Raw genomic sequence first — 15,440 nt, 5'->3', positions numbered from 1 at the left:
CGCTCACAGGACCCGGCTCGCCAGCCTCGCGATCGCCGCCCCGTCCTGGGTGCGCAGCAACTGCCTGAGCCCTCGTACCGCGGGCTCCAGGCGGGGCTGGTCAAGTCCCAGTAGTTGCAGCCCCTCTGCCCATGAGACATCGTCCTCGGCCGCCGCCGCGAGTACGCCCAGCCCTCGGTCCCTCTCCACCCGGCGGTGCAACCGACGCTGCAACGCGGGCCATCGCACGACGATCTCGGCCACGTACACCAGCAAACAGGCGCGTTCCACCGCCGCCTCGGATCGGGCCAGCGGCTCGTCCACCATGAGCGCTCGTTCATAGAGTTGCCAGACGTTCAGCATGCGCTTGGCCTCACGGATCGACGGCTCCTCCAGCCCTGCGATTCGTTCTTTCAGAAGACTCTGGATCCTGGGATGTTGTTCAAGGGTGCGTACAGCGAGGACCGCGGTGGGTGCGGACCTGGGTGTGTTTCCCGGCCTGGAACCGCTTGCGGGTGCAGTGGCCGGTTCCCCCGGGAGCGCGCTCCGCCCCGCGGAAGCGACGTGGGTCCGGCTCCGTGGCGCCGGAACGGTCACCGGTAGGGATGTCCGATGTGCGGACGGCAGTCGGGTCACGGTTTCGACGAAGCCCGCGACTCCCTGGTCCGAGACCTGGGGCAGCACGACAGGCAGTTGTACGAGCTTGCGCAGGAAAGCCCAACCAGGGCTCGGGTCCTGCGCGTAGACGCCTGGATCCGTATCGGTCGCACTCGTGTAAGCGTCCAGATGGCCGGCCACCACCGAGGGATCGAGACCGATGACGAAGCGGGCACGTAGGCCGTGCCCGGTGGCGATGCCGTTCAGGAAGAGATTGACGGCTTCGAACACCTCGGCGGTGGTATCACTGCGGCAACGGTCCAGGTCGTCGATGAACACCACGAGTTCGTTACCCGTGTCAGCGAGATCACCCAGCAACTGCCCGATGTCGTGCTGCAACAGGTACAACGATCCGGCCGAAGCACGGAGAAGCGGGTCGGTGGCCTGGTCCTGGCTGTCCTGAACGCCTGGTTCCATGCCTTCGTGTACCGGCAGGCGCAGCATCGCGCCCGGGATGAAGAGGGAGGCACGGCCAACGCAGTACCGGACGAGGGAATGGATCAGCACCGCGAGCAGAAATACGACAGCGACGACGAACGAGACGTCGGCTGCCGTCCAATCGGTACTGAAGAGGTCCAGAGACCTGTTCAATGCGGCAAGGCCGAGGAGGAAGGGCAGCAGCACCGTGACGATGCCGATGCCGAGCAGAGGCGAGACGGTGCGCCGGAGCAGGAGCCGCCGCAGGGCGAAGCGGTCGACACGGTCCAGATTGCGGGTGAACCAGTAGCGCTCGCGTTCGCTCTCGCTCGGGTAGAGCACCGGTGCCACCGCCTCAATGATCTCCCCGGCCAGTCCCGCCCAGACCTGTTGTCCGGACTGGTAGAACCAGGGGTTGAACCAGGCGGTGACGATGCCGGCCTGACCGGGGCCGGTTTCGGGTGCAGATCGGTTCCGACCGTGCCTGCCGATCAGGCGCACAGCCTCACGCGCGGTCATGGGGCGCTTGCGGGGGCGGGTCACGCCGGAGCGAGCCGGACTCGGTGCCAGATCGCGTACCAGGCTCATCAGGGTACTTTTCCCGCTGCCCCAGGGGCCCTCGACGCTGATCACACTCGGGCCGCCCTCCCCTTTCGACGGGTCGATGGGCCGGAAGGCCTGGTGGGCGAGGGCGCGAGCGAGAGCATGACGGCCGAGCAGGTCCGTTTGGGCCGGGGCATCCGACATGCCCCACAAAGTGACCGGTCCGGTTTCGATCGTCCGGACCGCTTCTCCCGTCCTCGGATTCCACAGTCTTACGGTTCCGTCATACCCAGCGGACGCAATCCGCTGGTCGCCCGAGGGGGTGGTCCAACTCGTCAGGGCCCAGACACCCGATGTGTGACCCACGAGAGGCTCGCCTGCCGAGGTCTGTGTATGCGGGTCCCACACCCGGACGGTGTCGTCGTCGCTGCCGCTGGCCAAACGGATTCCGCCGTCTGCGCCCTGCCAACTGGTCAGGGCCCCGATACGTGCGGTGTGCCCTGAGAGCGGGTCGCCCAGCGCGGCGCCCGTCTCTGGATCCCAAGTCCGGACGACAGCGTCGAAGCCCGCCGAAGCGAGTGCGGGCAGTCCTTGGCCTGTGGTCCATACGGCCAGTGCTCGCGCCCATGCGGTATGACCGGCTATCTCCGCGCCCACCGCATCGCCCGTCTCCGGGTCCCAGATCCTTATGTGGCCGTCGTCCCCGGCCGAAGCCAGTCGTTGCGATCCGTCGGCACTCTTCCACGCCGCCAGAGCCAACACCCACGGTGAGCCTGACGCCCATTCCCGGACGAGCGCTCCTGTCTCCGGATCCCAGAGACGTACGACGCCGTCGGTTCCGCCCGAGGCCAGGCACCATGCACCGTTCGCCCCCTGCCACGAGGCAAGGGCCGGTAGCCAGGCCGCTTGTCCCGGCAGCGGTTCGTACAACGCGGCTCCCGTGTCGGGGTCCCAGACCCGGACGGTTCCGTCGTCACCGGCCGAGGCGAGCCGGGATCGCCCATCCGCGCGTGTCCAACTCGTGAGCGCCCAGATTCCGGCGGTGTGCCCTGTCAGAGGCGGTCCGGCGGGTGTGCCCGACTCGGGGTCCCAGAGGCGGATGATCGCGTCATCCCCCGCTGAGGCCAGTCGTACGGTTCCGTCGGCGCTCTGCCAACTGGTCAGCGCCCACTGGCCGGCGACGTGGCCGATCAACGGCTGCATCACGTCGAGGCCCGTCCGGGGATCCCAGAGCCGGATCGTCCCTCCGTCGCCGGCGGTGACCAGACAGGAGTCTCCGGTGTCGTCGGTCCATGCGGCGACGGCAGGCATCCAACCGAGATGACCGGGCGAGGGATCTCCCACGGCGGTGCCGGTCTCGGCATTCCAGATACGAACAGTGCCGTCTGCGGCGGCAGACGCGAGGAGCATCCCGCCGTCGTTGCCGGCCCACACGGCGAAGGAGCGTACGGCGGCCGTGTGCCCGGTCATGGGTTCGCAGACGGAGTGCCCCTCGGCGTCCAGGACCTGTACCGTGCCGTCCATTCCGCCGATCGCGAGCCGGGCCGAGCCGTCCGGGGTCTGCCAGGCCTTGAGCGCGTAGACGCCCGCAGCACACAACTGAGGGATTCGGCCGGTGGGTTCGCCGGTTTCGGCATTCCACAGGTGTACGTCGCCGCCATCGCCGCCGGCCGCCAACCGCACGGAGCCGTCGGGGAGGACGAGTGCCGCAACCGCCCAGAGACCACCCGAACTCGCGGTCAACGGCTCCCCCAGCGGGTCTCCGCTGCGGGCGTCCCAGATCCTGACGGTGTGATCCGCACTGGCCGAGGCGATCCGGGCCCCGCCGTCCGGCGCGGTCCAGTTCGTCAGTCCCATGACCCATTCACTGTGTCCGGTCAGGGGTCCAACGACGGCTGTTCCCCGGGCCGGGTCCCAGATCCAGACCGTGTGGTCCTCGCCTGACGACGCGAGACGAGGCTCTCCTGTGTCGTCCCTCCACTGGGTCAGCGCGCCGACGCAGGCGGTGTGGCCGATCAACGGGGACCCCAGGGGGGTGCCGGACCGCAGGTCCCAGACGCGTACCGTACGGTCCGCGCCCGCCGAGGCCAGACGTAATGCGCCGTTCGCCTCGCGCCAGGTCACCAAGGCCCCAACGCCGCCGGGCTGGGGATCGAGCCACGGAATGCCGTCCTCGGAGGGCGCGACAACGGGGACGGTCATACCTCAGGACGCCCCAAGATGAACCGATGACTTCCCTGAGGGGCCTTGGAGCCAGCGAGGGCGATTCGAAACCCGGCCCCGTGCACCACAGATGCCCCTATGGACCTGAACGCGGAACCCACTACGCCCCCTTGAGCCGGAATCGAGCTCGTGCGAGGGATGCCTACCCGGCAAGGGCAGGTTCATTCGCCAGGCCCGGCACGGCCGTCTGCGCCCTCTCGAACTCCAGGAAGTGGCTCTGTTGCTCGCGCGTCAGCCCGGCGGGGGGGGGCGCGGCGACATCCGGGGAAGCGTCAGTTCTCCGTGCCCCGGGCACATATCAGGCGCACGCCGGCACAGTCCTGTCATGCTTGAGATTGCCCGTGAACTAGAGGCGAATCGGACGCTCGCTCTGGCCGGAAACAACCATTGGCGCCCCATTCCCTCCTTCATATGAACGGCAGCCACGGCTTCCGTATTGACGTCTCACGTCCCGACTGGGGGGTGGCATGACCGCCGAACCGCTTGCGCGCGCCCTGGACCACGAGAAGTGCCTCACCCAGCCGACACCTCTACCGGAACCACCGCCTCCGCTACTGCGGCCGGCACGGGAGTCCGACCTGTCCGAACTTCAGCGGCTCGACGAGGAGGCCTTCCAGGAGGTCGCCTATTCGGCGTTCCTGCTGCGGCAGCTCCACGACCTGTACGCCGGTCCCGCCGGTCATCTCCTCGTCCTCGACGACGGTGACGGCCGGCTGCGCGGCTACGTCCTGGCCGCTACCGCGGCGTTCCACCGAGACAGCTGGATACTCGGTCTGTGCGTGGCCGAGGACCGGCGCAGGCAGGGGCTGGGCCGGGAACTGATGCAGGAGGTCCTCGGACGGCTGCGCCGCTGCGGGACCGAACGGGTCCGGCTGACCGTGGGGCCCGCGAACGACTCCGCGATCCTGTTCTACCGTTCCCTGGGTTTCCGTCCGGAGCCGCCCGACGGGGGACTGCGCCGGGACTACTTCGGACCGGGTGAGGACCGCGAGGTGATGTGCCTCGTGCTGTGACGCGCCCCGGTGCCGCCTCGGCAGCGTGTCAGGACGGCGTCCCCGCCGAGTCCAGGAGGCGGGTGACGTCGTCGGAGCAGAGGGTCAGGGCCGCGCCCACGGTGGCCAGGGCGTCGCGCTCGGCGGGGGTGTAGGGGCCGTCGGCCAGGGCGATGCGGGCGCCCTGGAGGAGGATCGACTCGCGGCCGACGGCGGCGAGGTGCGGGGCCAGCGGGTCCAGCGCCTCGTGCAGTTCTATCGCCAGGCCCGGCACGCACGGTTCGCCGCGGACCCGGCCGGTGTCCGCCTCCAGCGCCTCGACGAGCGCGTTCAGCTGGTCCTCGGTGCAGTCCTCGAAGCCGGCCGCGCGCACCGCGACGGCGGCGGTCTCCAGCGAGGTGCGGGCGCAGGTGCCCCCCGCGGTCAGGACCGCGAGGGCGACGGTGTGGACGGCGTCGCGGAGCATCGCGGAGAAGCGGGTGGTGGTGGGGTGGTCCAGGGCGTCGGTGCCGTAGTGGCTGCGGCAGGCCGCGCACTCGACGGCGGGCGCGGACTCGCCGCGGGGCAGCACGGGCACGCCGAGCACGGTGAAGCGGCGGTGGCCGGTGAGCCGGGTGTAGTTGCGGTCGCCGCCGCAGCCGGGGCAGAAGAACTCGCCGTCGCCGACGGGTGTCCACGCGGTGCGGGTGCCCAGGATGCGTGGCAGCCGGGCAGCTCGGCTGGTTCGTCCCCGTCCAGGCAGCACGTCGCACCTCCATAACGGCGCGACAGCATCGTCGCGCTGGCGTGATGTTAGCCACATCACCGACGTGGAGTCAGTACCCAGGAAGAGACCTTTCCGTGACCATCACAGATATATGGCCGGTATATGACGGGGCCCCGCCCGCCGTTTTGCGGCGAGCGGGGCCTCAAACCACCGATTCGGCTGGTCAGCGCGTCGCGCGGTTGACGGCGGAGACGACGGCCTTCAGCGAGGCGCGTGTGGTGTTCGCGTCGATTCCGATGCCCCACAGCACCTTGTCGCCGATGGCGCACTCGATGTAGGAGGCGGCCTGCGCGGAGGCGCCCTCGCTCATCGTGTGCTCCTGGTAGTCCAGCAGCCGTACGTCGATGCCGACGCCCTGCAGCGCGTGGAAGAACGCCGAGATCGGGCCGTTGCCGGTGCCGACCAGGGTGGTCTCCGCGCCGTCGACCGTGGCGTCGACGGTGAGGGTGTCGACGCCGTCGCGGTCGGTCGTGGTCTGGCCGTTGGCGACCTGGATGCGGCCCCACGGGTTGTCCGGGTTGGGCAGGTACTCGTCCTGGAAGACGTCCCAGATGGCGGTCGGGGTGATCTCGCCGCCCTCGGCGTCCGTCTTGGCCTGGATCAGCTTCGAGAACTCGATCTGCATCCGGCGCGGCAGGTCCAGGCTGTGGTCGTTCTTCAGGACGTAGGCGATGCCGCCCTTGCCGGACTGCGAGTTGACCCGGATGACCGCCTCGTAGGAGCGGCCGACGTCCTTGGGGTCGATCGGCAGGTACGGGACGGCCCACTCGATGTCGTCGACGGTGACGCCCTTCGCGGCCGCGTCGGCCTCCATGGCGTCGAAGCCCTTCTTGATGGCGTCCTGGTGGGAGCCGGAGAAGGACGTGTAGACCAGGTCGCCCACGTACGGGTGGCGCGGGTGGACCTCCATCTGGTTGCAGTACTCCCACGTGCGACGGATCTCGTCGATGTCGGAGAAGTCGATCTGCGGGTCGACGCCCTGGGAGAACAGGTTCATGCCCAGGGTGACCAGGTCGACGTTGCCGGTGCGCTCGCCCTGGCCGAACAGGCAGCCCTCGATGCGGTCGGCGCCGGCCATCAGCGCCAGCTCGGCGGCCGCGACGGCCGTACCGCGGTCGTTGTGCGGGTGGACGGACAGGCAGACGTGCTCGCGGCGGGACAGGTTGCGGCCCATCCACTCGAAGCGGTCGGCGTGCGTGGACGGCGTGGAACGCTCCACCGTGGCGGGCAGGTTGAGGATGATCTCGCGGCCGGGACCGGGCTGGTAGGTGTCCATCACCGCCTCGCAGACCTCCAGGGCGAAGTCCAGCTCGGTGTCGGTGAAGATCTCGGGGCTGTACTGGTAGCCGAACTCCGTCTCCGGGCCCAGCAGTTTCTCCGCGTACTCCATGACCAGGCGGGTGCCGTCGACCGCGATCTGCTTGATGTCGTCGCGCGAGCCGCGGAAGACGACCCGCCGGAAGACGGGGGCGGTCGCGTTGTACAGGTGGACGGTGGCCTTCTTGGCGCCCTTCAGGGACTCCACCGTGCGCTCGATCAGGTCCTCGCGGGCCTGGGTCAGTACGGAGATGGTGACGTCGTCCGGGATGGCGTCCGGGTCCTCGATGATCGAGCGTACGAAGTCGAAGTCGGTCTGGCCGGAGGCCGGGAAGCCGACCTCGATCTCCTTGTAGCCCATCTTGACCAGCAGGTCGAACATGGCGCGCTTGCGGACCGGCGACATGGGGTCGATCAGGGCCTGGTTGCCGTCGCGCAGGTCGGTGGAGAGCCAGCGGGGGGCGGCGGTGATCCGCTGGTCCGGCCAGGTGCGGTCGGCGATGTCGACCTGCTCGTAGCCGCGGTACTTGGCGGTCGGCATGGGGCTGGGCTGCTGGCGGTTGGCCATGATGGCGTGGGCTCCTCGTGATGTCCGCGGTGTCAGCGGGTGACGGCGGTGTCACCGACCTCAGCGTGTGACGTCCGCGTGTCCGGAAGGACGGCCGACGGCACCACCAAGCTCCGCGGGGAGGGAGTCGGCCTCTACAGGCCCTCGCCGCGGCAGCTAAGGAGAAGCAGCCCGAATCGCATGATGCCCAGCACCTTAGCCGAGTCACGCGGGTCACGCGGGTCCGTATCAGTATGCGGGACCGGGGAGGGAACCGGGACAAAAAGTGCCGTATACCACTCTTCACCGGATCGCGGAGCCGCCTTGGCGCCGCTGTGCACCAATCGTGGTCGCGGATGGTGACAGCGCGGTCACACAGTGCGAAAGTGCCGGACATGACTGCATACGGGGGCTTCCAGCCCGTCTTCTGCACCATCGTGCCGCCCCACGTCCTCGACCGGCTCGCCCAGCACGCGGACCCCGTGCTGGCCGGACCCGCCCGGCGCACCCTCCAGCGCGACGCCCTGGAACGCACCCGCCGCGGTCTGACCACGGTCATCGGCGCCCCCTCCGTCGCCCCGCGCGCCGGCGCCGAGCCCGAGCAGCCGCAGCGCACGATCTACGACGCCCGGCACGGCACCGACCTGCCGGGCCGCGAGGTGCGCGGCGAGGGCGACGAACCCGGCCAGGACGCCACCGTGAACCGGGCCTACGCGGGCCTCGGCGCCACCTTCGAGCACTACCTCAAGGTCTACCGGCGCAACTCCATCGACGGTGCGGGGCTGCCGCTGGACGCGACGGTGCACTACGACCGCGAGTACAACAACGCGTTCTGGAACGGCGAGCAGATGGTCTTCGGCGACGGGGACGGCGAGATCTTCGTCGACTTCACCGTCGCACTGGACGTGATCGGCCACGAGCTGACCCACGGCGTCACCCAGCACACCGCCAACCTGACCTACTACGGGCAGCCCGGCGCCCTCAACGAGTCGGTGTCCGACGTCTTCGGCTCCCTCATCAAGCAGTACTCGCTCGGCCAGACCGCCGCCGAGGCCGACTGGCTGATCGGCGCCGGGCTGCTCGCCCCGCGCGTGACCGGCGAGGCGCTGCGCTCCATGAAGGCGCCGGGCACGGCGTACGACGACGACGTGCTCGGGAAGGACCCGCAGCCCGCGACGATGGACGACTACGTGCGCACCGGCCGTGACAACGGCGGCGTGCACATCAACTCCGGCATCCCCAACCACGCCTTCTACCTCCTGGCCACCGCGCTCGGCGGGCACGCCTGGGAGCGGGCCGGGCAGCTCTGGTACGACGTGCTGACCGGCGGCGAGCTGGCCCAGGACGCCTCGTTCGCGGACTTCGCGACGCTGACGCTGAAGGCCGCCCGGGAGCGCTACGGCGACGCGGACGAGCTGGACGCGGTGCGCAAGGCCTGGGAGCAGGTCGGGGTGCGGACGCCGTAGTTCCGTACTAGACACGGGTCCATGCGGATTCAGGTGAGGCGCACAGGAGGCTTCGCGGGCATCGAACGCCACGCGGAGGTCGACACGGCGGGACGCCCCGACGCGGGCGAGTGGCACGCCCTGGCCGAGCGGGCGGTCGCCGACGGCCGGACCACCCCGCCGGTCGGGGTGCCGGACGGGTTCAGCTACCAGCTCACCGTGGACGGGAACACGGTGTACGCCGCCGATCCCCGGCTGACGGACGAGCAGCGGACGCTGATCTCGCGGGTGCTGAAGGAGGGCGCGTAACGACGGTCGGACGCACGGGCGTTGACTTCCCTTACCGCGGGTACGGATGATCCGCGCATGGCGACTGACGACGCGATGCCGGCGCGGCCGATGCCGCGGTTCCCGGACGGCTTCCTGTGGGGCGTGTCCACGTCCGCCCACCAGATCGAGGGCGCGGCCGGGCTGCGGGGGCCGTCCGTGTGGGACGCCTTCACCGCCGGACCCGGGCGGGTGAAGGACGGCTCGACGGCCGACGTGGCCTGCGACCACTACCACCGCTACCGCGAGGACGTCGCCCTGCTCGCGGACCTCGGCGTGGACGCGTACCGCTTCTCCGTCTCCTGGCCCCGGGTGGACTCCCCCGGCGGCCTCGACTTCTACGACCGCCTGGTGGACGAGGTGTGCGCGGCGGGCGTACGGCCGGTGCCGACCCTCTTCCACTGGGACCTGCCCGCGGGCCTGGACTGGCTGGAGCGGGACACGGCGGCCCGGTTCGCCGAGTACGTGTCGGTCGTCGCGGGGCGCCTCGGCGACCGGGTCGGCAAGTGGATCACCCTGAACGAGCCCGCCGAGCACACCCTGCTCGGCCACGCCCTGGGCGTCCACGCCCCCGGCCGGAAGCTTTTGTTCGACGCGCTGCCGGCCGCCCACCACCAACTGCTCGCGCACGGTCTGGCGGTACGGGCCCTGCGCGCGGCCGGCGCCACGGACGTCGGCATCGCCAACTCGCACGGCCCGACCTGGCCCGCCTCGGGCGACCCGGCGGACCGGGAGGCGGCGGAGTTCTACGACCTGCTGCTGAACCGGATGTTCGCCGACCCGGTGCTCACCGGGCGGTACCCGGAGGGCGTCGGCGAGCTGATGCCCGGCTCCCCCGGCGAGGTGGCGGCCGACCTGGAGATCATCGGCGAGCCGCTGGACTGGTACGGCGTGAACTACTACGCGCCGACGCGGGTGGGCGCCCCGCAGGGTGCCGAGATCGAGTTCGGTGGGGTGACGCTCCCGGCCGAACTGCCCTTCTCGGTGCGCGAGATCGAGGGCCGGCCGCTGACGGACTTCGGCTGGCCGGTCGTCCCGGAGGGGCTGACGGAACTGCTCACCGGCTTCCGCGACCGCTACGGCGACCGTCTCCCGCCGGTCGTGATCACGGAGAACGGCTGCTCCTACGAGGGCCTCGACGACCGGGACCGCATCGCCTACCTCGACGGGCACGTGCGCGCCCTGCACCGGGCGATGGAGGCGGGCGTGGACGTGCGCGGCTACTTCGTGTGGTCGCTCCTGGACAACTTCGAGTGGGCCGAGGGGTACGCCCGCCGGTTCGGTCTCGTGCACGTGGACTTCACGACGCTGGAGCGCACGCCCAAGGCGTCGTACGGCTGGTTCCGGGACCTGGTGCGCCACGGACGGTGAGCGCCGGGCGACGGTGCGGATACCGGTCGGATAAACGACTCGGTGCTGTGGACGGGGAGTCGTACGCTGGAGGCAGCAGACACACCCGTCACGCGGCGCACGCCGCAGAGGAGGACGAGCAGGCCTAGAGCGCCGGCCCATGACTCAGACACCCTCAGCCCACAGCCCCGCGCAGGGGCAGGCGAGAGCGCAGTTCACCGTCCCCGCCCAGCACCCGATGGTGACCGTACTGGGCTCCGGAGACTCCCTCCTGCGCGTGATCGAGAAGGCCTTCCCGGCGGCCGACATCCATGTCCGGGGCAATGAGATCAGCGCCGTCGGCGACACCCATGAGGTCGCCCTCGTACAGCGCGTGTTCGACGAGATGATGCTGGTGCTGCGCACGGGGCAGCCGATGACGGAGGACGCAGTGGAACGCTCGATCGCCATGCTCAAGGCGAGCGAGAACGGGGAGAGCGACGGCCGGGAGACCCCGGCCGAGGTGCTCACGCAGAACATCCTGTCCTCGCGCGGCCGCACGATCCGTCCCAAGACGCTGAACCAGAAGCGCTACGTCGACGCGATCGACAAGCACACCATCGTCTTCGGCATCGGCCCCGCGGGCACCGGCAAGACCTACCTGGCGATGGCCAAGGCGGTGCAGGCCCTCCAGTCCAAGCAGGTCAACCGCATCATCCTGACCCGCCCGGCGGTCGAGGCCGGTGAGCGGCTCGGCTTCCTGCCGGGCACGCTCTACGAGAAGATCGACCCGTATCTGCGCCCGCTGTACGACGCGCTGCACGACATGCTCGACCCGGACTCGATCCCGCGGCTGATGGCGGCGGGGACGATCGAGGTCGCGCCGCTGGCGTACATGCGCGGCCGCACGCTGAACGACGCGTTCATCATCCTGGACGAGGCGCAGAACACCAGCCCCGAGCAGATGAAGATGTTCCTGACCCGGCTCGGCTTCGACTCGAAGATCGTCATCACGGGTGACGTGACCCAGGTCGACCTGCCGGGCGGCACGAAGTCGGGCCTGCGGCAGGTGCAGGACATCCTGGACGGCGTCGAGGACGTCCACTTCTCCCGGCTCACGTCGCAGGACGTCGTCCGGCACAAGCTGGTGGGCCGTATCGTCGACGCCTACGAGCAGTACGACAGCAGGAACGGCACCGAGAACGGCGGCCACAACGGCGGCCGGACACCCAGACACGGTGCCAAGACCAAGGGGAAGTAGACCAGCACGACCATGTCGATCGACGTCAACAACGAGTCCGGAACCGAGGTCGACGAGCAGGCGATCCTCGACATCGCCCGCTACGCACTCGCGCGGATGCGCATCCACCCGCTCTCCGAGCTCTCGGTGATCGTCGTGGACGCCGACGCCATGGAGCAGCTGCACATCCAGTGGATGGACCTGCCGGGTCCCACCGACGTGATGTCCTTCCCGATGGACGAGCTGCGTCCGCCGTCCAAGGACGAGGAGGAGGCGCCGCAGGGGCTGCTCGGCGACATCGTGCTCTGCCCGGAGGTCGCCGCCAGGCAGGGCGCCGAGGCGCCGACGGAGCACTCCATGGACGAGGAGCTCCGGCTCCTGACCGTCCACGGGGTGCTGCACCTGCTCGGGTACGACCACGAGGAGCCCGACGAGAAGGCCGAGATGTTCGGTCTCCAGGCCGCGATCGTGGACGGCTGGCGTGCGGAGAAGGGCCTGACCGGCCCGTCCCCGGCCCCGACGGTCTCATGAGCCTCCCGCTCGTCGCCGGTGCCGTCGCCCTGGTGGTGGTCGCCTGGCTGGCCGCGTGCGCGGAGGCGGGGCTCGCGAGGGTCTCCAGCTTCCGCGCCGAGGAGGCGGTACGGTCCGGGCGCCGGGGCGGCGAGAAGCTCGCCCAGGTCGCCGCCGACCCGACGCGCTACCTCAACGTGGCGCTGCTGGTCCGCGTCGCCTGCGAGATGGCGGCCGCCGCGCTGGTCACGTACGCCTGCCTGAGACAGTTCGACGGCACCGGCGAGGCGCTGATCATCGCCATCGCGGTGATGGTGCTGCTCTCCTACGTCGCCGTCGGGGTCTCGCCGCGCACCATCGGGCGCCAGCACCCGCTGAACACGGCGACCGCCGCGGCGTACGTGCTGCTGCCGCTGGCCCGGATCATGGGCCCGATCCCCTCGCTGCTGATCCTCATCGGCAACGCGCTCACCCCCGGCAAGGGCTTCCGCCGGGGCCCCTTCGCCTCGGAGGCGGAGCTGCGGGCGCTGGTGGACTACGCCGAGGCGGAGTCGCTGATCGAGGCCGAGGAGCGCCGCATGGTGCACTCGGTGTTCGAGCTGGGCGACACGCTCGTGCGGGAGGTCATGGTGCCGCGCACCGACCTCGTCGTCATCGAGCGCTACAAGACCATCCGGCAGGCCCTCACCCTCGCCCTGCGCTCCGGTTTCTCCCGGATACCGGTGACCGGCGACAGCGAGGACGACATCGTCGGCATCGTGTACCTGAAGGACCTGGTCCGCAGGACCCACATCAGCCGGGACGCGGAGAGCGACCTGGTCTCCACGGCGATGCGCCCGGCGTCCTTCGTGCCGGACACCAAGAACGCCGGCGACCTGCTGCGCGAGATGCAGAAGGAACGCAACCACGTCGCCGTCGTCATCGACGAGTACGGCGGCACGGCCGGCATCGTCACCATCGAGGACATCCTCGAGGAGATCGTCGGCGAGATCACCGACGAGTACGACCGGGAGCTGCCGCCGGTGGAGGAGCTGGGCGAGGACCGCTTCCGGGTCACCGCCCGCCTGGACATCACCGACCTGGGCGAGCTGTACGGCCTGGACGAGTACGACGACGAGGACGTGGAGACGGTAGGCGGCCTGCTGGCGAAGGCGCTGGGCCGGGTCCCGATCGCCGGGGCGTCCTCGATCGTGGAGCTGCCCGACGGCCGCGAGCTGCGGCTGACGGCCGAGGCCGCGGCGGGCCGCCGGAACAAGATCGTGACGGTGCTGGTGGAGCCGGTCGCCGAGGCGAAGCCGGCTTCGGCCGAGGAGGCCGTGTCCGAATGACCCCCGGGGAACTGCGCGACTTCTGCCTGTCCTTCAACGCGGCGGTGGAGGACTTCCCCTTCAACCCGGAGACCTCGGTCTTCAAGGTGCTGGGGAAGATGTTCGCGCTCACGTCGCTGGACGGGCGCCCGCTCACCGTCAACCTCAAGTGCGACCCGGACGACGCGCTCCGGCTGCGCCGCGAGCACCCGGGCCTGATCGTCCCGGGCTGGCACATGAACAAGCGGCACTGGAACACGGTGACGGTGGCCGGCGGACCGGACGCGGGACGGCTCCCGGACCGTGTCGTCCGGGAGCTCGTCGAGGACTCGTACGACCTGGTCGTCGCCGGCCTACCGCGCGCCGACCGGCTCCGCCTCGACCGCCCCTGAGCCCGCCGGGCGGTTGACGCGCAGCCCCACCGCGACCAGTACGGCCGCCGCCAGCACGATCGCCGCGTCCAGGACCAGCACCGTGTGGACGCCGGACCGCAGGTCGGTCGCGGTGGTGGCCAGCACGCCGAGCAGCGGGATCCCGACGGTGATGCCGACCTGCTGGGTGGAGGTGACCAGGCCGGTCGCCAGGCCCTGCTCCTCGTCGGGGACGCCGGAGGTGACGGTCAGGCCGTAGGAGATGATCGCGCCCAGGTGGCACATGCTGGCCAGGGACACGGCGGCGGTGGCGAGCACCACCGACCAGCCGCCCTCGCCCAGGGCCGGCAGGGACAGGCCGATGGCGCCCTGTCCGGCGAGCGCGCCGACCAGGGTGCGGCGGGCGCCGAAGCGGCCGATGACGCGGGGCGCGAGGGAGCCGGCCACCACCGACAGCACGCCCTGCACCCCGAAGACCAGACCGGTCTCGAAGGCGCTCAGGTGCAGGACCTCCTGGAGGTACAGGGTGAGGACGAAGACCACCGTCGACATCATCGAGAAGGTGACCAGGCCGCCCAGATTGCCCCACGCCACCGTGCGGCGGCGCAGCATCGGCAGGGACACCAGGGGCGCCGCGCTGCGCGACTCGACGGCCACGAAGGCGGCCAGGAGCAGCAGGCCCGCGGCGAGGGTCACGAGCACGTCGGCGCGGCCGAAACCGTGCTCGGCGGCCGTGGTGAGGGCGTAGATCAGGGAGAGCAGGCCGCCGGTGACGGTGACCGCGCCGGGGACGTCGAGACGGGGCCGCTCCGGGGTCCGCGACTCGGGCAGCAGGCGGGGCGCGAGGGGCAGCACGATCAGGGCGAACAGGGCGAGCAGGCCCATCGTGGAGCGCCAGCCCAGCAGGTCGGTCAGGACGCCGCCGGCCACCATGCCGACGGTGAAGCCCAGCGAGAGCAGGGTGCCGGAGATGCCGAGGGCGCGGTCGCGGGCGGGGCCCTCCGGGAAGGTCGTCGTCAGCAGGGACATGCCGGTCGGGACGATGGCCGCGGCGCCGAGGCCCTGGAGGGCGCGCCCGGCGAGGAACGAGGCCGGGTCCCAGGCGAGGGTGGCCAGCAGGGAGGCGGCGCCGAAGAGCGCGAGCCCGGCGAGGAAGAGCCGCCGGCGGCCGTAGAGGTCGCCCATGCGGCCGAAGAGCAGCAGGAACCCGCCGGACGGCAGCGCGAACGCGGTGACCGCCCACTGGAGGGCGGAGGTGCTCATGCCGAGGTCCGCGCCGAGCACGGGCAGGGCGACGTTCAGGACGGAGAAGTCGAGCGCGACCATGAACTGGGCCGCGCAGAGCACGAACAGGACGAGCCGGTCGCGGGCGGAGAGCCGGGGAGCGGCCTGCTGTCCGGCCGCGGGGGCCGGGGTGGAAGTCGGGGTGGTGTCGATCGCCATGGACATGAGCCTCGGGCCCCCGGAATA

At 70.5% G+C, this 15,440-nt stretch carries 12 protein-coding genes; 8 read left to right on the top strand and 4 right to left on the bottom strand.

Annotated elements, in window-relative coordinates:
* Positions 1 to 3: 3 nt before the first annotated feature.
* Positions 4 to 3,798: a P-loop NTPase fold protein gene (locus Sco07f_RS02445; RefSeq protein ID WP_108986786.1), complete on the bottom strand. Its 3,795-nt coding sequence runs from the start codon at positions 3,796 to 3,798 to the stop codon at positions 4 to 6.
* Positions 3,799 to 4,286: 488 nt separating this feature from the next.
* Here Sco07f_RS02445 and Sco07f_RS02440 point away from each other — a divergent pair, with 488 nt between their 5' ends.
* Positions 4,287 to 4,832: a GNAT family N-acetyltransferase gene (locus tag Sco07f_RS02440; RefSeq protein WP_108986785.1), complete on the top strand. Its 546-nt coding sequence runs from the start codon at positions 4,287 to 4,289 to the stop codon at positions 4,830 to 4,832.
* Positions 4,833 to 4,860: 28 nt separating this feature from the next.
* Here the strand turns inward: Sco07f_RS02440 and Sco07f_RS02435 are convergent, their stop codons facing one another.
* Both Sco07f_RS02435 and leuA read right to left on the bottom strand, forming a co-directional pair.
* Entirely contained in the window at positions 4,861 to 5,556 is a 696-nt protein-coding gene (locus tag Sco07f_RS02435; RefSeq protein WP_007449611.1) for a TerB family tellurite resistance protein, read from the bottom strand.
* Positions 5,557 to 5,740: 184 nt separating this feature from the next.
* Positions 5,741 to 7,462, bottom strand: a complete 1,722-nt coding sequence (leuA, locus tag Sco07f_RS02430; RefSeq protein WP_007449613.1) for a 2-isopropylmalate synthase — start codon at positions 7,460 to 7,462, stop codon at positions 5,741 to 5,743.
* 374 nt (positions 7,463 to 7,836) lie between these two features.
* Between leuA and Sco07f_RS02425 the strand changes: the two genes are divergently transcribed.
* From Sco07f_RS02425 to Sco07f_RS02395, 7 genes are all read left to right on the top strand, one after another.
* A complete protein-coding gene (locus Sco07f_RS02425; RefSeq protein ID WP_087791004.1) occupies positions 7,837 to 8,907 on the top strand; it encodes a M4 family metallopeptidase in 1,071 nt (356 codons plus the stop codon).
* Positions 8,908 to 8,928: 21 nt separating this feature from the next.
* The gene (locus Sco07f_RS02420; RefSeq protein WP_007449670.1) at positions 8,929 to 9,195 is read left to right on the top strand and encodes a protealysin inhibitor emfourin; all 267 of its coding nucleotides are present in this window, start codon (positions 8,929 to 8,931) and stop codon (positions 9,193 to 9,195) included.
* A gap of 57 nt (positions 9,196 to 9,252) precedes the next feature.
* Positions 9,253 to 10,584: a GH1 family beta-glucosidase gene (locus tag Sco07f_RS02415; RefSeq protein WP_108986784.1), complete on the top strand. Its 1,332-nt coding sequence runs from the start codon at positions 9,253 to 9,255 to the stop codon at positions 10,582 to 10,584.
* 139 nt (positions 10,585 to 10,723) lie between these two features.
* Entirely contained in the window at positions 10,724 to 11,803 is a 1,080-nt protein-coding gene (locus Sco07f_RS02410) for a PhoH family protein (RefSeq protein ID WP_087791002.1), read from the top strand.
* A gap of 12 nt (positions 11,804 to 11,815) precedes the next feature.
* A complete protein-coding gene (gene ybeY, locus Sco07f_RS02405; RefSeq protein ID WP_108986783.1) occupies positions 11,816 to 12,313 on the top strand; it encodes an rRNA maturation RNase YbeY in 498 nt (165 codons plus the stop codon).
* Positions 12,310 to 13,620, top strand: a complete 1,311-nt coding sequence (locus tag Sco07f_RS02400) for a hemolysin family protein (protein ID WP_007449674.1) — start codon at positions 12,310 to 12,312, stop codon at positions 13,618 to 13,620. The genes ybeY and Sco07f_RS02400 overlap by 4 nt, the downstream gene beginning before the upstream one ends.
* Positions 13,617 to 13,991 (top strand): MmcQ/YjbR family DNA-binding protein, encoded by a 375-nt coding sequence (locus Sco07f_RS02395; protein WP_087790999.1) that lies wholly within the window; start codon positions 13,617 to 13,619, stop codon positions 13,989 to 13,991. The genes Sco07f_RS02400 and Sco07f_RS02395 overlap by 4 nt, the downstream gene beginning before the upstream one ends.
* Here the strand turns inward: Sco07f_RS02395 and Sco07f_RS02390 are convergent.
* Positions 13,953 to 15,413, bottom strand: coding sequence for an MFS transporter (locus tag Sco07f_RS02390; protein ID WP_167467996.1), 1,461 nt, complete (start codon positions 15,411 to 15,413; stop codon positions 13,953 to 13,955). The two genes, Sco07f_RS02395 and Sco07f_RS02390, sit on opposite strands and share 39 nt — an antisense overlap.
* Positions 15,414 to 15,440: the final 27 nt, after the last annotated feature.

This window comes from Streptomyces coelicoflavus, from assembly GCF_003112555.1.
In the GTDB taxonomy this organism is placed as follows: domain Bacteria; phylum Actinomycetota; class Actinomycetes; order Streptomycetales; family Streptomycetaceae; genus Streptomyces; species Streptomyces coelicoflavus.
This window is presented reverse-complemented; position numbering and strand designations above follow the sequence as displayed.